Here is a 22,210-nt window from a genome sequence, read left to right as displayed (position 1 = left end):
CGTCGAGCTCGCGGCGAACCACCGCAAGCGCTTCGTACATACGTTCGATACCCACAACCCGACACTAACCACCCCCACCGACACCACACCCCCAAATGTGGCCCCAGAAACCAAAGTGACAGAAGTTATTTGAGGCCAGTCTCCTCGGCGAGCGCGATCAACCGCGCCCGGACCAGATCCGGTCGTTCGTCGACGATGAAGTGGCTGGCGTCGACCAATTCCAAGGTGTAGTCGTCGGCCCTGGCGGTCTCCGCGGCGACCATCGACGGGTGCACGGCGCGGTCACCGGCGCCGAACAGGCAGCGGATCGGGATCGTCGCGCGCGGCGGTGCGGGCGCGGTCCCGGCGGTCGGCAGTTCGCGCAGCAGGAACGTCCGGTACGTATCTCGGGCCGCGCGCGCGACGACGGGATCACGGAAACGTTCGGTGTAGACCTTCGCCGTTTCCCGGTCCACCCGCGACGCACTGCGGAACACCCGCGCAACGAGTTTCGCCCGCTGCTGCAACCGCGGACCGAGAATGGCCAACGGCACCTGATACCAGAACCGCCACATATGCGGCACCAACGCGCGCGGACTGTTCCACGGGTGGGCCATGTTCATCGCCAGGTAGCCGTCGAACCGCTCCGGCGCCATCGCCAGCAGGCGGTACCCGACGAACGCGCCCCAGTCATGGCCGACCAGCAGAACCCGATCGAGGCCCAGCGCGTCGAGCAGCGCCTCCACATCGGCGGCGACGTCGTCCTTACCCCACCGGTGCGGGGCCGGCCCGGACCATCCGTAACCCGGCAGGTCGGGCGCGATGATCCGCAACCCCGGCGGCGGGTCGGCCAGAAGATCGCGGTAGACCCAGTGGTGCTGGGGCCACCCGTGCAGCGCCAGCACCGGCCGCCCGTCGGCGGGCCCGGCCTCCGTCACGTGGAAGCGCACCCCGCGGGCGTCGACGAAGGATCGCCGCACACCGGCGATGGGCGGGGGTCCAGCAGGCATAAACGGACTATAGAGACCGGTGATCGCGCTACCGTGCCGGTATGTCCGGATATCGAGAGTTGTTCGACGCCAGCATCGCCGATCCACAGTCGTTCTGGGCCGAGGTCGCCAAGGCGGTGACGTGGACGCGAGCGCCCCAGCAGATCCTCGACGACTCGAATCCGCCGTTCTACCGATGGTTCCCCGACGGCGAGCTCAATACCTGCGCCAACGCGCTGGACCGGCACGTCGAGAACGGCCGCGCCGATCAGACCGCGCTCATCTACGACTCGCCCGTCACCGGCACCCAGCGCACCTACACTTACCGCGAATTACTCGACGCCACAGCCAAATTCGCGGGCGGACTGCGCGGACTCGGCGTCGCGAAGGGCGACCGCGTCGTCATCTACATGCCGATGATCCCCGAGGCCGTCATCGCCATGCTGGCGTGCGCGCGCCTGGGCGCGGTGCATTCGGTGGTGTTCGGCGGGTTCGCTGCCCACGAACTCGCGGCCCGCATCGACGACGCCAGGCCCACCGTCGTCGTCTCCGCGTCGTGCGGCATCGAACCGACCCGCACCGTCGAGTACAAGCCGATGCTCGACGCCGCGCTGCAGATGGCCGAACACCCGCCGCGCGTCTGCGTGATCGCACAGCGCGAACGTCATCGCTGCGAGTTGATCGCCGACCGCGATCTGGACTGGGACTACGTGGCCTCGGCCGCACCCGTCGACCCCGTACCGGTCGCGGCGACCGACCCGCTCTACGTGCTCTACACCTCGGGCACCACCGGCAAGCCCAAGGGCATCGTGCGCGACAACGGCGGGCACGCGGTGGCGCTGATGTGGAGCATCCGCAACATCTACGACATCTCGCCCGGCGACGTGTTCTGGACCGCCTCCGACGTCGGCTGGGTGGTCGGCCACTCGTACATCGTCTATGCGCCACTGCTTTTGGGCGCCACCACCGTTCTCTACGAAGGCAAGCCGATCGGAACACCCGATCCCGGCGCGTTCTGGCGCGTCGCCTCCGAGCACGGGGTCAAGGCGCTGTTCACCGCGCCGACGGCCCTGCGCGCGATCCGCAAGGAGGACCCCGACGGCGAGCACATCGGCCGCTATGACCTGTCGCGGATGAAGTACCTGTTCCAGGCCGGTGAGCGCCTCGACCCCGACACCTATCAGTGGGCATCGCAGAAACTCGGCATCCCGATCGTCGACCACTGGTGGCAGACCGAGACCGGTTGGGCGATCGCCGCCAACCCGATGGGGTTGGACCCGATGCCGATCAAACCCGGGTCGCCGACCGTGCCGATGCCCGGCTACGACGTGCGCATCCTTCGGGTCGACGGCTCCTCCTGCGAACCGAACGAGGAAGGCGCGATCTGCATCCGGCTGCCCCTTCCGCCGGGCACCCTTCCCACGCTGTGGGGTGACGACGCCCGCTATGAGGCCTCCTACCTGCGCGAGTACGCGGGCTACTACCTCACCGGCGACGGCGGATACCTCGATGAAGACGGCTACCTGTTCGTGATGGGTCGCATCGACGACGTCATCAACGTGGCCGGGCACCGGCTGTCGACGGGCTCCATCGAAGCGGTGCTCGCGACGCACCCGGCGGTCGCCGAGTGCGCGGTGATCGGCGTCAACGACGACATCAAAGGACAGGTACCCCGCGGCTTGGTGGTGTTGCAGTCCGGCGCGAAGGCCGAGGGACTGGCCGACGAACTCGTCGCGCTGGTACGCGAGAACATCGGCGCGGTAGCGTGTTTGAAGGCCGTCGACATCGTGCCGGCCCTGCCGAAGACCCGCTCGGGCAAGATCCTGCGCAAGACGATGCGCGGCATCGCGCACGGTAAGGACGAACCGGTGCCGTCGACGATCGAGGATCCCGGCGTGCTGGAAACCCTCAAGCCGATTCTGCACACGCGCTAACCGGCCCAAACCCCAAACGGATCGGCATATATTCGAGATGCGTCCACTATGCGCCCGCCGCGGCGCGTCAACAAAGGAGTTGAACAGCGATGCGTATCTCTGCAGTCAAGGCACCCAGCGGTTGTAGCTGCCGCTGCAACGTGTGCGAATCCGGTCATCACTGCGGGAACCGACCCAACTGCAACGTCCGCAAATAGCCGGGTTTGTTCCTCTCCCTCGCGGGTGGCACCGCGCCCACCTGCGAGGGAGTCCGGCGTGCCGATCGCGCACACGGTTAACCCGCCGACGCGCGGGGTAACCGATCCGTCAATAACGACGGAGGTGGATGATGGCAAAGCCCCGCTACATGGCGGTGCAGGGCGCCGCGCTGATCGTCGGCACCGTCCTGCTGCTCGTCGGGGTGCTCGGGTTCATCCCCGGAGTCACCTCCGACCTCGACCACCTGGGTTGGTTTAGCCACCAGTCCCAGGCTCGACTGTTCGGGCTGTTCGTGGTGTCGATCGCGCACAACATCGTCAACCTGGTGATCGGCGCGCTGGGGTTGGTGATGGCGCGCACCTACGCGTTGGCCCGCGCCTACTTCCTCGGCAGCGGTGTTCTGTACCTCGCGGTATGGATCTACGGCCTGGCCACCGCGCGACCGTGGGGGTGGCTGACGTTCGCGCTGGGTGTCGTCATGATCATCCTGGGTTTGACGCTGGCCGGACAGCACGATCCGACCAAGCGCCGCAGAAGGGTTCGCGCCTAAGCTTGCGCCGTGCTGAGCGCGTTGCTGTGGGGAGCCGTTGCGGCGTGTTCACTGGTCGTAGGTGCGATCGCGGGTGTCGTCCGCCCCTGGAAACCGCGGTTCGTCGGGTGGGTGCTGGGTTTCGGTGCCGGCGCGCTGGTGGCCAGCATTTCTTTCGAATTGGCCGAGGAGGGCTTTCGGATCGGCGGCGCGCTTCCCGTCGCGGTCGGTTTGGCGGTCGGCGGTCTGGCGTTCTTCCTTGCCGACTTCGGTGTCGTCCGCGTCGGCGGGCGAAACGGTCGGGCCGGGTTGCCACTGGCGCTGGGTGCGCTGCTCGACGGGATTCCGGAACAGGCGGTGCTCGGCATCGGCATCGCCGGCGGTGGGGTGGTCAGCATCTCGCTGCTGGTCGCGATTTTCGTGTCGAATCTGCCCGAAGCGGTCGGGTCGGCGAGCGACCTCAAGGCCAACGGCCGACGGGGCACCCACATCATCGCCGGCTGGGCCGGAGTTGCGGTGTTGTGCGTGGCCGCCACCGTTGCCGGTTACCAGTTCCAAGAGGTCGCAGGAAGCCAACTTCGGGGTGGGATCGATGGATTCGCTGCCGGCGCGTTACTTGTCATGCTGGTCACGTCGATGATTCCCGAAGCGACCGAAAAGGCCGGTCGCCAAGCAGGACTGGCGGCGGTACTGGGCTTCGCAGTCGCGGCTGGACTGTCGCTGAGCAGCTGAACAGGGTCGGGTAGGTGATCAATCCTGCCGTGCAACGCTTTTCGTAATACTCGCACATCTGCCGGTGACTCGTGGTTGTCTGGATGAGTGAGCACGGCGACCGCGCCGGACACCGACGCTAAACGGGGAATCAACCTGGCACTGGCCACCTGGGTCTCTGCCATCAACTTCTGGGCCTGGAACATGATCGGCCCGCTGTCGACCACCTACGCTTCCGATCTCCGCTTGAGCAGCACCGACGCGTCGATCCTGGTGGCCACGCCGATTCTGGTCGGCGCCGTCGGTCGCGTGGTGGTCGGCGCGCTGACCGACCGGTACGGCGGCCGGGTGATGTTCATCGCGATCTCGCTGGCGTCGATCGTGCCGGTGCTGGCGGTCGGAGCGGCCGGGGCGGCGGGGTCGTACCCGCTGCTCGTCGCGTTCGGGTTCTTCCTCGGCATCGCCGGCACGATCTTCGCCGTCGGCATACCGTTCGCCAACAACTGGTACGAACCGGCCCGCCGCGGGTTCGCCACCGGGGTGTTCGGGATGGGCATGGTCGGCACTGCGCTGTCGGCGTTCTTCACGCCGCGCCTGGTGGCCTCGTTCGGCCTGTTCACCACCCACGTGCTGGTTGCGGTCGCACTCGCAGCGACCGCGGTGCTGTGCGTCGTCGCCATGCGCAACGCACCGGCCTTCACCCCGAACACCGACCCGGTGCTGCCCAAACTCAAAGCCGCCGCCAAGCTCGGGGTGACCTGGGAGATGTCGCTGCTGTACGCGATCGTGTTCGGCGGCTTCGTGGCGTTCAGCAACTACCTACCCACGTACATCAAGATGATCTACGACTTCTCCGCGGTCGACGCCGGTGCCCGCACCGCGGGGTTCGCGCTGGCGGCGGTGCTGGCGCGGCCGGTCGGCGGCGCGCTCTCGGACCGGATACCACCGAAGTACGTCGTACTGACCTCGTTCGCCGGCACCGCGGTGATGGCGTTCATCGCGGTGTTCCAGCCACCGCCCGACGTCTGGTCGGCGGCGACGTTCATCACGCTGGCAGTGTTCCTCGGGATCGGCACCGGCGGGGTGTTCGCCTGGGTGGCGCGACGCGCACCGGTGGCATCGGTCGGCTCGGTCACCGGAATCGTCTCCGCCGCCGGCGGTTTGGGCGGCTACTTCCCACCGCTGGTGATGGGCGCCACGTACAACTCCGCGGAGAACAACTACACGGTGGGTCTGCTGCTGCTGGTCGCGACCGCGCTGATCGCGCTCGCCTACACCGCGTTGCGGCTACACGCCCACGAACCGAAACAGGAAGAGGCCCCGCCGTGACCACGACACCCAGGACCGGCGGACCCGTCGAGGAGTTGCTGAAGAGCAGCGGCCGCTTCTTCACGCCCGGGGAGTTCTCCGACGACGGGCGCACCGTCACCCGCCGCGGCGGCCGCGAAGGCGACGTGTTCTACCGCGACCGTTGGAGCCACGACAAGGTTGTCCGCTCCACGCACGGCGTCAACTGCACCGGGTCGTGCTCGTGGAAGGTCTACGTCAAAGACGGCATCATCACCTGGGAGACGCAGGAGACCGACTACCCGTCCGTCGGACCGGACCGGCCCGAGTACGAACCGCGCGGGTGTCCACGCGGGGCGGCATTCTCCTGGTACACCTACTCCCCCACCCGCGTGCGCTACCCGTACGCCCGCGGCGTGCTCGTCGAGATGTACCGGGAAGCGAAGTCCCGGCTCGGCGATCCGGTGTTGGCGTGGGCCGACATTCAGGCCGACCCCGAGCGCCGCCGCCGCTACCAGCGGGCCCGCGGCCAGGGCGGGCTGGTCCGGATCAACTGGGCCGAGGCCACCGAGATGATCGCGGCCGCCCACGTGCACACCATCAAGGAGTACGGTCCCGACCGGGTGGCCGGGTTCTCGCCGATCCCGGCCATGTCGATGGTGTCGTTCGCGGCCGGGTCGCGGTTCATCGAACTGCTCGGCGGGGTGATGACGTCGTTCTACGACTGGTACGCCGACCTTCCGGTGGCCTCGCCGCAGGTGTTCGGTGACCAGACCGACGTGCCCGAGTCCGGCGACTGGTGGGACGCGGCGTATCTGATGATGTGGGGCTCCAACGTCCCGATCACCCGCACCCCCGACGCCCACTGGATGGCCGAGGTCCGCTACCGCGGCACCAAGGTGGTCTCCGTCAGCCCCGACTACACCGACAACACCAAGTTCGCCGACGAGTGGATGCCGTGCGCGGCGGGCACCGACGGCGCGCTGGCGATGGCGATGGGCCACGTCATCCTGTCCGAATTCTTTGTCCGCCAACGGGTGCCGTTCTTCGTCGACTATGTCCAGAAGTACACCGACCTACCGTTCCTGGTGAAGCTCGAGGAGCGCAACGGCGCGCTGGTGCCCGGGAAGATGCTCACCGCAGCCGATCTCGGCCACGACGTGGCGAACGCGCCGTTCAAGCCCGCGCTGCTCGACGGCGCCACCGACACCGTCACGGTGCCGCACGGCTCGCTGGGCTTCCGCTACGGCGACGACGGCGTCGGCAAGTGGAACCTCGACCTCGGGGCGGTGGTGCCGGCGTTGACGGTGCGCACCGACGGCGGCGAAGCCGTCGAGATCCAACTGCCCTGTTTCGACAGCATCGACGGGCGCGGCCAGACCCTGACCCGCGGGGTGCCGGTGCGTCAGGTCGGCGAGCACCGGGTGTGCACGGTGTTCGACCTGATGCTGGCGCAGTACGGGGTCCCCCGGCCCGGGATGCCCGGGGACTGGCCCACCGGCTACGACGACGCCACCCGGCCCTACACCCCGGCGTGGCAGGAGCAGATCACCGGAGTGTCTGCGGCACAGGCGATCCGGATCGCCACCCAGTTCGCCCGCAACGCTCAGGAGTCCGGCGGCCGGTCGATGATCATCATGGGCGCCGGCATCTGCCAGTGGTTCCACGGCGACGCCACCTACCGCGCGGTGCTGGCGATGCTGCTGCTGACCGGGTCGATGGGCCGCAACGGCGGCGGGTGGGCGCACTACGTCGGCCAGGAGAAGTGCCGGCCCGTCACCGGGTGGGCGACGATGGCGATGGGCACCGACTGGGCCCGCCCGCCGCGACAGATGCCCGGAACGTCCTACTGGTACGTGCACACCAACCAGTGGAGCTACGACCGGTACCGCGCCGACGCGTTGGCCAGCCCGCTCGGCCGCGGCCGGTTCCGCGACAAACACACGATGGATGTGCTGGCGTCGTCGACGGCGATGGGCTGGAACCCGTTCTACCCGCAGTTCGACCGGTCCAGCCTCGACGTCGCCGACGATGCCAAGGCCGCCGGCCAGGAGATACCGGCCTACGTCGCCGAGCAATTGGCGAAGGGCGAACTGAAACTGGCGGTCACCGATCCGGACAATCCGCGCAACTGGCCGCGGGTGCTCAGCGTGTGGCGGTCAAACCTGCTGGGCTCGTCGAGCAAGGGCAACGAGTACTTCCTGCGTCACCTGTTGGGCACCGACTCGAACCTGGGCGCCGATCCCGCCCCGGAAGACCTGCGGCCCAACGACATCACCTACCCGGACGAGATCCCCGAAGGCAAGCTCGACCTGCTGATGTCGATCGACTTCCGGATGACCTCGACCACGCTGCTGTCCGATGTCGTGCTGCCCGCCGCCACCTGGTACGAGAAGCACGACCTCAACAGCACCGACATGCACCCGTACGTGCACGCGTTCACCCCGGCCATCGACCCGCCGTGGGAAACCCGGTCGGACTACGACGCTTTCGGCGCGATCGTCCGCTCGTTCGCCACCCTGGCCAAAAAGCACCTGGGCACCCGCACCGACGTCGTGCTCGGTGCGCTGCAGCACGACACCCCCGGCGCGATGGCCTATCCCGGTGGGGTGGAGCGGGATTGGCGGGTCACCGGGGAGGTCCCGGTGCCCGGTAAGACCATGGGCCCGCTGACGGTCGTCGAGCGCGACTACACCGCGATCGCCGACAAGTGGGCCACGCTGGGCCCGCTGGTCGAGGAGCTCGGCGTCACCACCAAGGGCATCACCACCTGGCCGGTGCAGGAGACCGCCGAACTGGCCAAGACGTTCGGCGTGATGAACAAGGGGGTGGCGGCGGGACGGCCGGCGATCACCACCGCCGCCCGGATGGCCGAGGTGATCCTGGCGCTGTCGGGCACCTCCAACGGCCGGCTGGCCGTCGAGGGATTCCGCGAACTGGAGAAACGCACCGGCCGGCCGTTGGTGCACCTGGCCGAGGGCAGCGAGGAACGCCGCATCACCTTCGCCGACACCCAGGCCCGCCCGGTGCCGGTGATCACCAGCCCGGAGTGGTCCGGCAGCGAGACCGGCGGCCGCCGGTACGCCCCGTTCACGGTGAACATCGAGCACCTCAAGCCGTTCCACACGTTGACCGGCCGGATGCACTTCTACCTGGACCACGACTGGCTCGAGGAACTCGGCGAGCAGCTGCCGGTGTACCGCCCGCCACTGGACATGGCCCGGCTGTTCGGTGCGCAGGCGGTCGGCCACCAGGACGGCCTCGGGTTGACGGTGCGCTACCTGACCCCGCACTCGAAGTGGTCGATCCACTCCGAGTATCAGGACAACCTGTTGATGCTGTCGCTGTCGCGGGGCGGGCCGACGATGTGGATGAGCCCGGCTGACGCGGCGAAAATCGAGGTGCGCGACAACGATTGGGTGGAGGCGGTCAACCCCAACGGGGTGCTGGTGTGCCGCGCGATCGTCAGCCACCGGATGCCCGAAGGGGTGGTGTTCGTCTATCACGTCCAGGAACGCACGATCGACGTGCCGCTGTCGGAGACCACCGGTAAACGCGGCGGCATCCACAACTCGTTGACCCGCCTGCTGATCAAGCCCACGCACATGGCCGGCGGGTACGCGCAGAACGCGTTCGCGTTCAACTACCTGGGGCCCACCGGCAACCAGCGCGACGAGGTGACGGTGGTGCGCCGTCGCAGCCAGGAAGTGGTGTTCTAACTATGAAAGTCATGGCGCAGTTGGCGATGGTGATGAACCTCGACAAGTGCATCGGGTGCCACACCTGCTCGGTGACCTGCAAACAGGCCTGGACCAACCGTCCTGGCACCGAGTACGTGTGGTTCAACAACGTCGAAACCCGTCCCGGACAAGGCTATCCGCGCACCTACGAGGACCAGGAACGGTGGCGCGGCGGCTGGATCCGCGACCGCAAGGGCCGGCTGCGCCTGCGCGACGGCGGCCGGTTCTCCAAGCTGGCGCGGATCTTCGCCAACCCGAAGATGCCCAGCATGGCCGACTACTACGAACCGTGGACCTACGACTACGACAACCTTTTGTCCGCCCCGGCGGGCGACCAGATGCCGACCGCGCCGCCGCGCAGCCTGATCAGCGGCGAGCCGATGACCATCGAGTGGTCGGCGAACTGGGACGACGACCTCGGCGGGTCGACGGAGATCGTGCCGGGCGACCCGGTGCTCAAGAAGATCAACGAGCAGGTGAAGTTCGAACTCGAAGAGACGTTCATGTTCTACCTGCCGCGGATCTGTGAGCACTGCATCAATCCGTCGTGTGTGGCGTCGTGCCCGTCGGGGGCGTTGTACAAGCGCGCCGAGGACGGCATCGTGCTCGTCGATCAGGACCGCTGCCGCGGCTGGCGGATGTGTGTGTCCGGATGCCCCTACAAGAAGGTGTATTTCAATCACAAGACCGGCAAGGCCGAGAAGTGCACGTTCTGCTACCCGCGCGTGGAGGTCGGGCTGCCGACGGTGTGTTCGGAGACCTGCGTGGGGCGGCTGCGCTACATCGGGCTGGTGCTCTACGACGTCGACGGGGTGACCGAGGCTGCCTCGGTGGAGAAGGACACCGAGCTCTACGAGGCGCAGAAACGCATCATCCTCGACCCCCACGATCCGCGGGTGATCGCCGGGGCGCGCGCAGAAGGCATCTCCGACGAGTGGATCGGCGCCGCGCAGCGCTCACCGGTCTACGCGCTGATCCACGAATACCAGGTGGCGTTGCCGCTGCATCCGGAATACCGCACCATGCCGATGGTCTGGTACATCCCGCCCCTGTCGCCGGTGGTCGACGCCGTGGCCCGCGACGGCCACGACGGCGAGGATCTCGGCAACCTGTTCGGCGCGCTGCAGTCACTGCGCATCCCGATCGAATACCTGGCCGGGTTGTTCACCGCCGGGGACACCGCCGTCGTCGAAAAGGTGTTGCAGCGGCTGGCCGCGATGCGGTCCTACATGCGCGACATCAACCTCGGCCGCGAGACACAGCCGCACATCCCGCAGGCCGTCGGGATGACCGAGGAGCAGGTCTACAACATGTACCGGCTGCTGGCCCTGGCGAAATACGATGAGCGCTATGTGATTCCCACCGCGTACGCCGCGACCGTGCCCGGCTCAGTGGAGGAGACCGGCTGCTCGCTGGACTTCGAGGGCGGGCCGGGCATGTACGAGTCCGGTCCGTTCGGCGAGGCCAGCGGGGACCCGGTGCCGGTGGCGGTGGAGACCTTCCACGCGCTGCAACACCGGCAGACCTCCGACGGCATGGCCGCCAGCGAAAGCCGGCCGTCGCGGGTGAACCTGCTCAACTGGGACGGTCGCGGCACCCCGCACGGAATCTTCCCGCCGAACGGGGACGGCCGATGAGGCTGCTCAAACGGGCGCGCTCCACACTCGAGGACCGGCTGGTGTGGCAGTGCGCGTCGCTGCTGCTGAACTACCCCGACCCGGAGCGCCTGGCACTGGCCGACGAACTGCTGGAACACGCTGCCGCCGAGGGCCTTTCGGAGACTGCGGCGGCGCTGCGCGCCCGGGACCCGATGCGGGCCGCCCAAGATTACGTCGCCACCTTCGATCTGCGGCGCCGCTGCACCATGTACCTGACGTACTGGACCGCCGGCGACACCCGCAACCGCGGCAACGCGATGCTGGCCTTCGCCCAGGCGTACCGCGCGGCGGGCGTGACGCCGCCCGGCGACGAGGCGCCCGACTTCCTGCCGGTCGTGTTGGAGTTCGCCGCCACCGTCGACCCGGCGGCGGGTCGGCGCCTGCTCGCCGAGCACCGCGTGCCGATCGAGGTGCTGCACCGGGCGCTGACCGAGGCGGGCTCCCCGTACGTACACGCCGTCGCGGCGGTGCTGGGCACGCTGCCCGCCGCCACCGACACCGAGGTGCAGCGGGCCCGGCGGCTGGCCGCCGAAGGACCACCGGCCGAAGCGGTGGGCCTGCAACCGTTCACGTTGACCGTGCCGCCGCGCCGTACGAGCTGAGGAGCCAGCTGACATGTCGGGTCTGGAGATCTACTGGGACGTCGTCCCGTACGTCACGCTGGCGGTGGTGGCGGTCGGCATCTGGTGGCGCTACCGCTACGACAAGTTCGGCTGGACGACGCGTTCGTCGCAGCTCTACGAGTCGCGGCTGCTGCGGATCGGCAGCCCCATGTTCCACTTCGGCATCCTGGTGGTCATCGTCGGCCACGTGATCGGCCTGGTGATCCCCGAATCGTGGACCGAGGCGGTCGGACTGAGCGATCACGCCTACCACGTGCAGGCCTTGATACTCGGCGGCATCGCGGGGGTCAGCACGCTGGGCGGGATCGCGCTGCTGGTGTACCGCAGGCGCACCACCGGGCCGGTGTTCATGGCCACCACCGTCAACGACAAGATCATGTACCTGGTGCTGGTGATGGCGATCGTCGCCGGCCTGGCCTGCACGCTGATCGGCGCCACACCGGTCGGCGCCGAACACGACTACCGCCAGACGGTGTCGCCGTGGTTCCGGTCGATCTGGATTCTGCAGCCGCGCGGCGATCTGATGGTGCAGGCGCCGGCGTGGTTCCAGATCCATGTGACGATCGCGCTGGTGCTGTTCTGCCTGTGGCCGTTCACCCGGCTGGTGCACGTGTTCAGCGCGCCGATCGGCTACCTGTTCCGGCCCTACATCGTGTACCGCAGCCGGGAGGCTGGCAACGGCCGGGAGCTGGTGGCGACCCATCCGCCGCGGCGCGGATGGTGATCTGCGATAAGGACTTTGGTCCCTGCCCCTGAAGCCCTTCGGCCCGCTTCACCGACCCCGGGTGGTTCATACACTGCGGCCATGACCTACGTGATCAGCAGTGCCTGCGTGGACGTGATGCACAAGTCCTGCGTACCCGAATGCCCGGTCGATTGCATCTACGAGGGCGCCCGCTCGCTCTACATCAATCCCGAGGAATGCGTGGACTGCGGCGCGTGCAAGCTGGCGTGCGAAGAAGGCGCGATCTACTACGAGACCGATCTGCCCGACGAGGAGCACCGCCGCCTGGCCGACAACGCCGCGTTCTTCGCCGACGTCCTGCCCGGGCGCGACGCGCCGCTGGGCGCCCCCGGTGGTGCCGCCAAGCTCGGGCCGGTCGGGGTGGACACGCCGCTGGTCGCCGGGTTCCCGGCAAGGCTAGGGACCTAAGCCTCTTCTGCGCGCAGCCCGCACGGACGAAGGTGAAGACATGGAGCAGTTGACGATCCTGGACGCGGGGTTCCTGCAGGCTGAGGACTCCGACCCGCACGTGAGCCTGGCGATCGGCGCGATCGCGGTGTTGGCCGGGCCGATGCCCGACTTCGCCGTGCTGACCGCGGAACTGGCCGAGCGCATCACCTCGGTGCCCCGCTTCACCCAGGTGCTGCGCACCCATCCGCTGGATCTCGGCGCCCCGGAATGGGTCGATGACGCCTCCCTCGACATCTCGCACCACGTGCGCAGGGCGGCGGTGCCGCGGCCCGGTGACGACGCGGCGCTGTTCCGGTGGGCCGCCGACGTGATAGAGCACCGCCTGGACCGCGACCGGCCGCTGTGGGAGTGCTGGGTGGTCGACGGGCTCGCGCACAACCGGTGGGCGATCCTGATCAAGATCCACCACTGCATGGCCGACGGAGTCGCGGCCACCCAGCTGCTGACCCGGCTGTGCGACGGGTACACCGAGCCGGCCGAGACCCGTCGGCCGCCGCGGCGACGGTTGCCCGCGGTGCCGCTCAACCCGGTCGACTGGTTGACCGCAGCGTGGCGGACGTCGACCGGCCTGACCGCCGCGACCACCCAGGCCCTGCACGGCGCGCTCGACATCGCGGGCGGCCTGCTGCGGCCGGCGGCCGCGTCGTCGCTGACCGGCCCGGTCACCGACATGCGCCGTTACGCGACGGTCGAGGTGTCGATGCACGACGTCGAGAAGATCTGTCAGCGGTTCGAGGTCACGGTCAATGACGTTGCGCTGACCGCGATCACCGACAGCTTCCGGACCATGCTGCTGCGGCGGGGCGAACAGCCGCGGCGCACGTCGCTGCGGACGCTGGTGCCGGTGTCGGTGCGCTCCGGGGACGCGGCGGGCCGGGCCGACAACCGCGTCTCGATCATGCTGCCGTACCTGCCGGTCGAGAAGTCCGACGTCCTGCAGCAGCTGCAGGCCGTGCACGCCCGCATGACCAGGGCCAAGGGCAGCGGCCAGCGGCAGGCCGGAAGTGCGTTGATCGCCGCGGCGAACGCGATCCCGTTCCCGGTCACCGCGTGGGCGGTGCGGACGCTGGGCCGGCTACCGCAGCGCGGCATCGTCACGCTGGCCACCAACGTGCCCGGCCCGCGCAAACGCATGCGTGTCCTCGGCCGCGAGGTCATCCGGCTGCTGCCGATCCCGCCGCTGGCCATGCGGCTGCGCACCGGCGTGGCCATGCTGAGCTACGCCGACCACCTCGCGTTCGGCATCATCGGCGACTACGACGCGGCGCCCGACGTCGACGAACTGGCCACCGGGATCGAACGCGCGGTGAGCGAACTGGCCGAGCTCAGCACCGGCCACTGGCGCAGCACCCCGGCAGGGACACTCGCTCTGGTACAAGGAGGCTGACATGACCAAGGGCCGTGAGCTCGAAACCCTCAACCGCAGACAGTGTCTGGATCTGCTGTCTGGCGTGCGGGTCGGCAGGCTGGTGTTCACCGAGGACGCCCTGCCCGCCGTGCAGCCGGTCAATTTCCGGCTGTGGCGCGACGATCTGGTGATCCGGGTGGCCGGCGGGCCGAAGCTGGCCGCCGCCACCGACAATCAGGTCGTGGCGTTCCAGGCCGACGAACTCGATCCCGACCTGCGCGACGGCTGGAGTGTCACCGTTGTCGGGCACGCCCAACCGGTCACCGACATCGACGAACTCGTCGACCTGTCAGGCACTTTCGTCGAACCCTGGGCGGCCGGGCGACGCGACCACTTCGTGCGGATCCGCACCGAGAAGATCACCGGACGTCGCTTCCGCGACCGCGGCACCCCCGAGTACCGCGGGGTGGACCAGAACCGGGCACACCACCTCAACCGCTGACGCTTCCTCGGTTCCGGAACGCCTCGACCGCGGTCGGCAGCGTCATGAACATACGGTGCTCACCGATGCGGCCGACCATGTCCGCCGCTTCCAGCGCGTCACGCAGGTCCTGCTTGACCCGCGCCATGGCGAACACAATGCCTCGATGATCGAGTTCCTGCCGCAGGGACTCGAGCGCGTCGAGCGCGGTGAGGTCGACCTCGACGTTGGCCTCTACGTTGAGGACGAACCACTCGACACAGCCGTCGCTGTCGTCGACCGCGGACAGCGCCCGCTTACGGAAGTCCTCTGCATTCGCGAAACACAAGGGCGCGTCGTACCGGTAGATCACCAGACCGGGTACCGGTCTCGCGTCCGGGTAGTCCTCGATGTCGTGCATACCGGCGATACCGGGGACGAAACCGAGCACGCTGTCATGGGCGTGGGCCACGCGGCGCAGCAGGTCGAGAATCGACAGGGCGACCGCTACCAGCACGCCGTAGAGCACACCCAGTCCGAGAACAGCAGCGGTGGTCGCCACGGCGAGCACGAACTCGCTGCGGCGGAAACCGGCGAGGCGGCGGTACGCGGCGACGTCGACCAGCTGGACGGCCGCGTAAACCACGAGAGCGCCCAGCGCCGCGGTGGGAAAATGCGCGATCACATCGCGGCCGAGCCACAGCACCAGCAGTATCGAAACCACAGCGACCGCTGAGTACAGCTGAGTGCGGCTGCCCACCGCGTGCGCCAGCGCGGTCCGTGATCCACTGGAACTGACCGGAAAACCGTGGGTCAGGCCAACCCCCAGGTTCGCCACGCCGAGCGCGCGCAACTCGGCGTTCGCGTCGATCTCGCCGGTTCGCGTGGCGAAAGCCCGTGCGGTCAGGACGTTGTCGGAGAATGCCACGATTGCGACGCCGACGGCGGGAAGCAGCAGTGTGGCAAGGTCGCTCGGCGCCACCGTGGGCAAGCCGGCTTTCGGCCAGCCGGCGGCAATGGGGCCGACGACTTCGACACCGGCGCGGTCGAGCGAGAAGGCCGCCCCCACGGCGGTCGCCGCCAGCACCGCCAGCAGAGGACCCGGCCACCGCGGCGCCCAGCGCCTCAGAATGAACAACATGGCCAGCACACCGGCGGCCATGCCGAACGTAGGCCAGTGAACAAAGCGGACAGACCGGACGAGATCGACAAGTAGACCACCGATGTCGTTGCCGGATAACGAAATTCCGGTCACCTTCGCGATCTGGCTCACGATCATCAGGCCCGCGATGCCGGTCATGTACCCGGTGAGGACCGGACCCGACAGCAGGTTGGCCAGGAAGCCGAGCCTGGCCACCGCACCGGCGATGCAGAGGCCGCCCACGAGCAGCGCCAACGCCGCCGACAACGCGACGTACCGCGCTGCGTCGCCCGCCGCAATCGGCGCCACCACGGCAGCGGTCATCAGTGCGGTCGTGGACTCCGGTCCGACCGATAACTTGCGCGAGGATCCGAGGACGACGTAGACGGCCAACGCGACAACGGCCACCCACAACCCCGCGCTCGCAGGCACCCCCGCGAGCGAGGCGTACGCCATCACCTGCGGAATGAGGTATGCGGTGACTGTCACTCCCGCGACGACGTCGCCGCGCAGCCACGCCCGCCGATAGCCCGACAGCGACGCGAGCCCGGGTGCCCAGTGCCGACACCACGCCACGGTCAGTTCCATCGAACCTCCCTCGAACTATGCGTAGAAGCTACTCACGAACCGGGCCGGCGCACGCGATAGCCCGATTTTTCAGACCTTCTGCTCACGCAGGTAATGACTTTCGACTCTCACACCGGAAACCGGCTTGCAGCCATGCTGGACGACAGTGCGCTAAGTCGCCCTGAGGAGTTGGACATGACCGCCACCGACACCACCACCGAGGAAGCGCTGCGGGTACGCATCCGCGACGCAGCGATCGACCAGATCGGCCGGCACGGCTTCCGAACCCCGGTGCGGACGATCGCCGGCGCGGCCGGCGTCCCACCGGACGTGCTGCTCGACCTCTACGGTTCCAAACAGAAGCTGGTCAGCGCGTGCGACGAGTACATCGCCGAAACCGTTCGCACAATGAAATCCGATGCGCTGCAATCGACATCCCCGGAGCTATGGTTCGCCGCGCTCGACGATATCGGGTCCTTTGCGCCGATGATGGCCTATCTGGTCCGCAGCCTCGACGAAGGCGGAAGCTTGGGACGTTCGATGCTCGATCGGATGATCGAGAACGCGATCGGTTATCTGGAAGCAGGAGTTCGGGCCGGGACACTGAAGCCGAGCCGCGACCCCAGAGCCCGGGCCACCTTCCTGGCGCTGAACAACGCGGGCGGTTTCCTGCTCTATCTCCGTCGTCATGCCACGCCCAAAGACATGGCGGCGGTGTTGAGGGACTATGCGAATGACATGATCATGCCGGCCTTGGAGATCTACACCCACGGCCTCCTCGCCGACACCTCGATGATCACGGCTTTCGATGCGCGCATGAACGGCTGACCGTCAGGAGCGGACCACGACGACCGGCGTACGCACCGCCTGGACGACCGCGGAGCTCACCGAGCCCAGCAGGACGCTGGCGATCTCCCCGTGACGCCGGCTGCCGACAACGACGAGCTGCGCGTCGCCGGACCGCTCGGTGATCTCCCGCGCGGGCTCGTCGCGCACGACGACGCGATCCGCCTCGACATCCGCAAATCGCCTGCACCAGGGGTCGAACTGCGCGTCGAACTCCTTCTCGACGTCGGGTCGGATGGTCTCCCAGTCGGTTCCGGCGAACTCGAAGGTCCCCGGGCTCCACCACGCATGCACTGCGAGAAGACCGACGCCTCGGCGGGAGGCTTCCGCGAAGGCCCATTCGAGCGCCTCGTCGGAGGCCGGCGAATTGTCGACCCCGACCAGGACCGGAGCCGTCGCTGACGGCACGTCGCCGTCGTGATCGGCCTCAATGGCCGCGACGGGGCAACGGCTGTGGTGCAGCAGGGCCATGCTCACCGAACCCAACAGAACGCTGGCGAGCTTGCTGCGACCCCTGCGCCCGACGACCACCAAGTCGGCATCGGCCGACATCTGCAGCAGCGCGCGCGCCGGTGCGCCCGACACCTCCTCGGCCCTGATCGGCAATGACGTGCCCGCGGTCTCGGCGGCGAGCCGTTCGGCCCGCTCGAGGAGGCCGGTGTCCGCGTCGGGCAGCGTGTCGGACACAAGCAGCGACCCGATCGCCGGCGTCGTCGCATGGGCGACGGTGAGCTGCGCGCCCCGGAGCGCGGCGTCGTGTGCGGCCCACCGGACCGCGGCGTCCGACGACGGCGAACCGTCGACGCCGACGACCACTCCCCAACTGCGCGACACACATCACCTTTCGCTCGGACCACACCGAGGCCGGTGCGGGTCCCACCCTAGTGTTCATCACGCCGGGGCGGCGGCAGCCGGGGTGGACTCAAGTCAAGGGTGCGCACCACCGCAGTCGCGTACCGCCGGAGTCAACCGACTCCACCGAGAACTCGCCTCCGACGTCGTCGGCGCGGCGGCTGAGATTGGTCAGGCCGCTGCCGGTGACCTCATCGGGGATGCCGCGCCCGTCGTCGACGACCTCGATGCACAAATCGTCACCGACGGTGACGGTGACCGCGAGCGTACCGGCCTGCGCGTGACGGACGGCGTTGCTGACGGCCTCACGGACAACGGCTTCGGCGTGGTCGGCCAACACCGAATCGACCACCGACAGCGGGCCGGAGAACTGCACGGTGGTCCGCAGATTGTGTTCGGCGAACTGTGCGACAGCCTCATCGATGCGTTGCCGCAACCGGGTGACCCCCGCATTGCCTCCGTGCAGGTCGAAGATCGCGGTGCGGATCTCCTGAATGACGTTCTGCAGGTCGTCGACGCATTCGCCGAGCCGCTGCTGCACCTCCGGGGCACGCGCCCGCGGGATCGTGCCCTGCAGCGCCAGGCCGACCGCGAAGAGCCGTTGGATCACATGGTCGTGCAGATCGCGCGCGATGCGGTCGCGGTCGCTGAGCACGTCGAGTTCCCGCATGCGACGCTGGGTGGTGGCGAGTTGCCACGCCAGCGCCGCCTGATCGGAGAACGCGGCCATCATGTCGAGTTCGTCGGCCCGGAACGGCGGTGAGCCCGGCGACCGCACCGCCACCAGGACGCCGGCCACCGCGTCGGAAGCGCGCAGGGGCAGAACCAGAGCAGGGCCGGTAAGGCCTGTGTCGGGAACCAGTTCCAAGCCGTCGAAGCGGCCGGGCCTGCGCTGCAGGAAGGCCTCCCCGATCGCGGTGCCCTCGGTCGCAACCGTACGAAGACCCGGGTCGGGTTCGTCGCCCGCGACGGCCACCACCACCAGTTCGTCGACCGACGGGGCCGGCTCGTCGAGATCGGGCGGAACGACCACCAGCGTTAGTTGCGCACCGCTGAGTTCAAGCGATTCATCGGCCACCATGCGGAATACCGTCGCCGGGTCGGTTCCGGACAACAGTTCGGTGCTGATATCGCGGGTCGCTTCGATCCAGGACTGCCGGGTCTTCGACTGCTGGTAGAGGCGGGCGTTGTCGATGGCGATACCGGCCGCCGCCGCCAGTGCCTGCACCAGCACCTCGTCGTCTTCACTGAACGGCAGACCGTCCGCCTTCTCGGTCAGGTAGAGATTGCCGAAGACCTCGTCGCGGATGCGCACCGGAACGCCGAGGAAGGTACGCATCGGCGGATGGTTGGGTGGGAAACCGACCGAGGCGGCGTGATGCGAAATATTGTCCAGCCGAATGGGTTTCGGGTCATCGATAAGCACTCCGAGAACACCGCGCCCCTCGGGAAGGTGGCCGATCTTCTCCCGCATCTCCTCGTCGATCCCCTCGTAGATGAATTCGACGAGTTCATGGTCGTGCCCGCGGACCCCGAGCGCGCCGTACCGGGCGTCGACGAGGTCGATCGCGGTGTGGACGATGGTTTTCAGCGTCTGGTCAAGTTCGAGACCGGAGGTCACCACCAGCATCGCTTCGACCAAACCGTCCAATCGGTCTCGGCCCTCGACGATCTGCTCGACCCGGTCCTGTACCTCCATCAGCAGTTCCCGCAGCCGTAGCTGGGACAGCGTGTCGCGCAGTGGGCGCGGTTTGTCAACCCCGTCCGACCCGACCGAGCGCTTCGGTTGTGTCACATCGCCATCGTGCCATCAGTCATACCGGTCAGCGACGAATCGACGGCCTTTCGTTCAGTTCGGCCGCAGGCTGCTGCCCGCCGTCTCGACGAGCGTGTGCCGCGGTTCGCTCCGCCCGTCGCGGGCACCCCTTCGACACGAGTCCGTCGCCGGGTAGCTCGACAGCGATCTCGTGGTCCGTGGCGCCCCAGGTGTAGAGCCGTGGCCGCACCCGGGCTCGATACGTAGCTGTTGCGGCCAGCGCAGCCAAAGTCGCTGCCAGCGAACCTTTGTGCTCAGCCATGGACCGAAGCTGATGATTCCCCCGCCGCAACCCTAAGAGTCCAAAGTCCTCATCGACGACGGTCGAAACGCTCTGTGTGGGGGCGATCGACAGCTCCAGACTCGATACATGGCACGTACGCACTGGCTGGTCATGGAACCGCCCGGGACCGGTCCCGGTTCGGCGTACCGATCGCGACTGGCTGCGGCTGGCCGCCACCTGCCCGCCACCCGGCTGACGACCCGGGAGTTGATGGCGACCACCCGCCACCGCACTCACGTCGACCTCGAACGGCTGACCGGGATTGCAGAGCGCCGTGTGTCGGTCGGTGATGAGGACTCGTTCAGCCTGGCTGCCACGGCGGCGATGGACTGCCTGTCCCGGGGCGGACGGGATCCCGCCTCGATTGACGTCGTCATCAACTGCAGTATCACGAAGTTCCGCGACGGCCTCACACAGTGGCTGGAACCCACGATGAGTTCCGCCGTCGCCGAGGCGATCGGCGCGACAAGTGCGATGACTTTCGACATCAACAACGCCTGCGCAGGCATGCTCACCGGGCTCACGGTGGCCAACAACTGGATTCGCCAGGGCACTGTCGAACGCGCTCTGATCGTCAGCGGTGAGTACATTTCTCCGCTTGGGCGCAACGCGGCCCGCCACGTGCACAACGTCATGAGCAAGGAGTTGGCGTCGCTGACCCTCGGCGACGCGGGCGCGGCGCTGCTGCTGGAGCGGGCCCCGGCCGGCAGCGACGGCGTTGTCCTGGCGGGTTTCACCACGCTGGCCGACTACAGCCGGCTGTGCATGGGCTATCCGAAGGGGAATCAGCCGGGTGCGCGGATGTTCACCGACGCACGAGGAATCCACCGGGCCGCGATGGCACACACACCGTTTCTGCTGCACGAGGTTCTCGACGAGCTGGAACTCAGAATCGACGGCATCGACCACGTCATCACGCATCAGACGTCGGCGCGGGCCATTCGCGAAGGTATGGCCGAGGTCTCTGAGGCCTTCGGTGGTTCTCCCCGTCACGACGCCGTGATCACGGTGGACCGCTACGGGAACACCGCGTCGACCACGCACACCGTCGCCTTGGTCGAAGAGCTCGAGGCCGGACATATTCGCCCCGGAGAGACGATCGCGCTCATCGCGTTGGCATCCGGACTGGAGATCGGCTTCGTGCTTCTCACCCTCGACAAGGAGATGGTGGAACGCCATGGGAACCGTCGTTGACCAGATCTCGGTGGTCGAAGCCGGCTGGCGGGACCGGCACAGTGCCCTGCGGCTGGCCGACCGTGCCGCCCGGGACTGCCTGCGCGCTGCGGGACGACCCGCCGACGAGGTCGATCTGCTGGTGAACGTCGGAATCTACCGCGACCGCAACCTCGGCGAGCCGGCGCTGGCGTCCATGATCCAGCACGACATCGGAGCCAACCCCGAACCACCGCCCACCGGTACCCACGGAACGTTCTCCTTCGATGTCGCCAACGGGTCCTGCGGCCCTTTGACGGCTCTGCAGATCGTCGACGGTTTCCTCGGTGCGGGCGTCATCGATTGCGCGCTGGTGGTCGCGGCCGATGCCGATCCGGGTCGGAGGTGCAGTGAGTCATTCCCGTACAGCCCGACCGGCTCGGCGCTGCTGTGCACCTGGCACGAGGACGCCCGCGGTCTGGGCCCGGTTGCCTGGGAGAGGTCGCCGGACAACCGGCGACTCGTATCCGCCACCATCGCGATGGCCGGTGATCACAACGTGCTGCGGGTAGCCGAAACTGCCTCGGCAGCTTCTGAACTCGCATATGTCGCAGCCGGGGCGGCACGCCGCTGCCTGGGCGCCGCTGCGACCCCGCTCGACCGGATCGATGCGGTCGTCGCTGCCCCCGCCGGGCAGGAATACCGCACCGAGTTGGCGGCGCAGCTGAATGTGCCGGTCGACCTCATCACGGTCGCTGACGATCCGCGTCAGCACACCGCCTCGTTCGCATCCGCACTGACCAAGGCACTTGCGGCCACCTCGGTCGGCGAGCAGGTACTCGTCGTCGCCGCCGGTGCGGGGTTCTCCGCGGGCGCGGCCCTGTACCGGCGATAGTCTCGTT

The 22,210-nt window shown here is 68.1% G+C and carries 18 protein-coding genes; 14 read left to right on the top strand and 4 right to left on the bottom strand.

Features of this window, described 5'->3' with window-relative positions:
- Positions 1 to 125 precede the first annotated feature (125 nt).
- Entirely contained in the window at positions 126 to 989 is an 864-nt protein-coding gene (locus BHQ18_RS27605; protein ID WP_069416838.1) for an alpha/beta fold hydrolase, read from the bottom strand.
- A gap of 41 nt (positions 990 to 1,030) precedes the next feature.
- On the opposite strand from BHQ18_RS27605, the gene BHQ18_RS27600 reads away from it, so the two are divergent.
- The 11 genes from BHQ18_RS27600 (at position 1,031) to BHQ18_RS27550 (ending at position 14,693) form a co-directional block, all read left to right on the top strand.
- The gene (locus BHQ18_RS27600) at positions 1,031 to 2,902 is read left to right on the top strand and encodes a propionyl-CoA synthetase (protein ID WP_069416837.1); all 1,872 of its coding nucleotides are present in this window, start codon (positions 1,031 to 1,033) and stop codon (positions 2,900 to 2,902) included.
- Positions 2,903 to 3,227: 325 nt separating this feature from the next.
- A complete protein-coding gene (locus tag BHQ18_RS27595) occupies positions 3,228 to 3,650 on the top strand; it encodes a DUF4383 domain-containing protein (RefSeq protein ID WP_069416836.1) in 423 nt (140 codons plus the stop codon).
- 9 nt (positions 3,651 to 3,659) lie between these two features.
- Positions 3,660 to 4,361 carry a ZIP family metal transporter gene (locus tag BHQ18_RS27590; protein ID WP_069416835.1) on the top strand — a complete coding sequence of 234 codons (702 nt, stop codon included), beginning with the start codon at positions 3,660 to 3,662 and terminating at the stop codon, positions 4,359 to 4,361.
- A gap of 87 nt (positions 4,362 to 4,448) precedes the next feature.
- A complete protein-coding gene (locus tag BHQ18_RS27585; RefSeq protein WP_069416834.1) occupies positions 4,449 to 5,669 on the top strand; it encodes a nitrate/nitrite transporter in 1,221 nt (406 codons plus the stop codon).
- Complete coding sequence (locus tag BHQ18_RS27580; protein ID WP_069416833.1) at positions 5,666 to 9,346, top strand: nitrate reductase subunit alpha; 3,681 nt, start codon at positions 5,666 to 5,668, stop codon at positions 9,344 to 9,346. The genes BHQ18_RS27585 and BHQ18_RS27580 overlap by 4 nt, the downstream gene beginning before the upstream one ends.
- Positions 9,347 to 9,348: 2 nt before the next feature.
- Entirely contained in the window at positions 9,349 to 11,004 is a 1,656-nt protein-coding gene (gene narH / locus BHQ18_RS27575) for a nitrate reductase subunit beta (protein ID WP_069416832.1), read from the top strand.
- Positions 11,001 to 11,627: a nitrate reductase molybdenum cofactor assembly chaperone gene (gene narJ, locus BHQ18_RS27570; RefSeq protein ID WP_069416831.1), complete on the top strand. Its 627-nt coding sequence runs from the start codon at positions 11,001 to 11,003 to the stop codon at positions 11,625 to 11,627. Before narH ends, narJ begins: the two co-directional genes overlap by 4 nt.
- A gap of 13 nt (positions 11,628 to 11,640) precedes the next feature.
- A complete protein-coding gene (gene narI / locus BHQ18_RS27565; protein WP_069416830.1) occupies positions 11,641 to 12,372 on the top strand; it encodes a respiratory nitrate reductase subunit gamma in 732 nt (243 codons plus the stop codon).
- Positions 12,373 to 12,453: 81 nt separating this feature from the next.
- Positions 12,454 to 12,801, top strand: a complete 348-nt coding sequence (fdxA, locus tag BHQ18_RS27560) for a ferredoxin (protein ID WP_069416829.1) — start codon at positions 12,454 to 12,456, stop codon at positions 12,799 to 12,801.
- A gap of 40 nt (positions 12,802 to 12,841) precedes the next feature.
- Positions 12,842 to 14,230 carry a WS/DGAT/MGAT family O-acyltransferase gene (locus BHQ18_RS27555; RefSeq protein WP_069416828.1) on the top strand — a complete coding sequence of 463 codons (1,389 nt, stop codon included), beginning with the start codon at positions 12,842 to 12,844 and terminating at the stop codon, positions 14,228 to 14,230.
- Between the two features lies 1 nt (position 14,231).
- A complete protein-coding gene (locus tag BHQ18_RS27550) occupies positions 14,232 to 14,693 on the top strand; it encodes a pyridoxamine 5'-phosphate oxidase family protein (RefSeq protein WP_069416827.1) in 462 nt (153 codons plus the stop codon).
- Here BHQ18_RS27550 and BHQ18_RS27545 read toward each other — a convergent pair.
- The gene (locus BHQ18_RS27545) at positions 14,683 to 16,380 is read right to left on the bottom strand and encodes a SulP family inorganic anion transporter (RefSeq protein WP_069416826.1); all 1,698 of its coding nucleotides are present in this window, start codon (positions 16,378 to 16,380) and stop codon (positions 14,683 to 14,685) included. The genes BHQ18_RS27550 and BHQ18_RS27545 overlap by 11 nt on opposite strands.
- Positions 16,381 to 16,554: 174 nt before the next feature.
- Here BHQ18_RS27545 and BHQ18_RS27540 point away from each other — a divergent pair, with 174 nt between their 5' ends.
- Positions 16,555 to 17,187: a TetR/AcrR family transcriptional regulator gene (locus BHQ18_RS27540; RefSeq protein ID WP_069416825.1), complete on the top strand. Its 633-nt coding sequence runs from the start codon at positions 16,555 to 16,557 to the stop codon at positions 17,185 to 17,187.
- A gap of 3 nt (positions 17,188 to 17,190) precedes the next feature.
- Here BHQ18_RS27540 and BHQ18_RS27535 read toward each other — a convergent pair whose 3' ends face one another.
- Complete coding sequence (locus BHQ18_RS27535; protein WP_234794341.1) at positions 17,191 to 18,021, bottom strand: universal stress protein; 831 nt, start codon at positions 18,019 to 18,021, stop codon at positions 17,191 to 17,193.
- Positions 18,022 to 18,127: 106 nt separating this feature from the next.
- Positions 18,128 to 19,756 carry a GAF domain-containing sensor histidine kinase gene (locus BHQ18_RS27530; protein WP_109789432.1) on the bottom strand — a complete coding sequence of 543 codons (1,629 nt, stop codon included), beginning with the start codon at positions 19,754 to 19,756 and terminating at the stop codon, positions 18,128 to 18,130.
- Positions 19,757 to 20,243: 487 nt separating this feature from the next.
- Between BHQ18_RS27530 and BHQ18_RS27525 the strand changes: the two genes are divergently transcribed.
- Positions 20,244 to 21,350, top strand: coding sequence for a 3-oxoacyl-ACP synthase III family protein (locus BHQ18_RS27525; RefSeq protein WP_069416823.1), 1,107 nt, complete (start codon positions 20,244 to 20,246; stop codon positions 21,348 to 21,350).
- Positions 21,334 to 22,203, top strand: a complete 870-nt coding sequence (locus BHQ18_RS27520; RefSeq protein ID WP_069416822.1) for a beta-ketoacyl-[acyl-carrier-protein] synthase family protein — start codon at positions 21,334 to 21,336, stop codon at positions 22,201 to 22,203. Before BHQ18_RS27525 ends, BHQ18_RS27520 begins: the two co-directional genes overlap by 17 nt.
- The last annotated feature ends 7 nt before the right edge of the window (positions 22,204 to 22,210 follow it).

The sequence above is a fragment of the Mycolicibacterium flavescens genome, assembly GCF_001722335.1.
GTDB lineage: Bacteria > Actinomycetota > Actinomycetes > Mycobacteriales > Mycobacteriaceae > Mycobacterium > Mycobacterium flavescens.
The sequence above is the reverse complement of the archived record's forward strand: the minus strand, read 5'-3'. Positions and strand labels throughout refer to the sequence as shown.

Bases quoted from the DNA above. Each gene is read 5' to 3' on its own strand.
- BHQ18_RS27530 (WP_109789432.1), bottom strand. From the start codon at position 19,756: ATGGAGGTACAGGACCGGGTCGAGCAGATCGTCGAGGGCCGAGACCGA.
- BHQ18_RS27540 (WP_069416825.1), top strand. From the start codon at position 16,555: ATGACCGCCACCGACACCACCACCGAGGAAGCGCTGCGGGTACGCATC.
- narH (WP_069416832.1), top strand. From the start codon at position 9,349: ATGAAAGTCATGGCGCAGTTGGCGATGGTGATGAACCTCGACAAGTGC.
- BHQ18_RS27520 (WP_069416822.1), top strand. From the start codon at position 21,334: ATGGGAACCGTCGTTGACCAGATCTCGGTGGTCGAAGCCGGCTGGCGG.
- BHQ18_RS27555 (WP_069416828.1), top strand. From the start codon at position 12,842: ATGGAGCAGTTGACGATCCTGGACGCGGGGTTCCTGCAGGCTGAGGAC.
- BHQ18_RS27545 (WP_069416826.1), bottom strand. From the start codon at position 16,380: ATGGAACTGACCGTGGCGTGGTGTCGGCACTGGGCACCCGGGCTCGCG.
- BHQ18_RS27600 (WP_069416837.1), top strand. From the start codon at position 1,031: ATGTCCGGATATCGAGAGTTGTTCGACGCCAGCATCGCCGATCCACAG.
- narI (WP_069416830.1), top strand. From the start codon at position 11,641: ATGTCGGGTCTGGAGATCTACTGGGACGTCGTCCCGTACGTCACGCTG.
- fdxA (WP_069416829.1), top strand. From the start codon at position 12,454: ATGACCTACGTGATCAGCAGTGCCTGCGTGGACGTGATGCACAAGTCC.
- BHQ18_RS27605 (WP_069416838.1), bottom strand. From the start codon at position 989: ATGCCTGCTGGACCCCCGCCCATCGCCGGTGTGCGGCGATCCTTCGTC.
- BHQ18_RS27595 (WP_069416836.1), top strand. From the start codon at position 3,228: ATGATGGCAAAGCCCCGCTACATGGCGGTGCAGGGCGCCGCGCTGATC.
- BHQ18_RS27550 (WP_069416827.1), top strand. From the start codon at position 14,232: ATGACCAAGGGCCGTGAGCTCGAAACCCTCAACCGCAGACAGTGTCTG.
- narJ (WP_069416831.1), top strand. From the start codon at position 11,001: ATGAGGCTGCTCAAACGGGCGCGCTCCACACTCGAGGACCGGCTGGTG.
- BHQ18_RS27525 (WP_069416823.1), top strand. From the start codon at position 20,244: ATGGCACGTACGCACTGGCTGGTCATGGAACCGCCCGGGACCGGTCCC.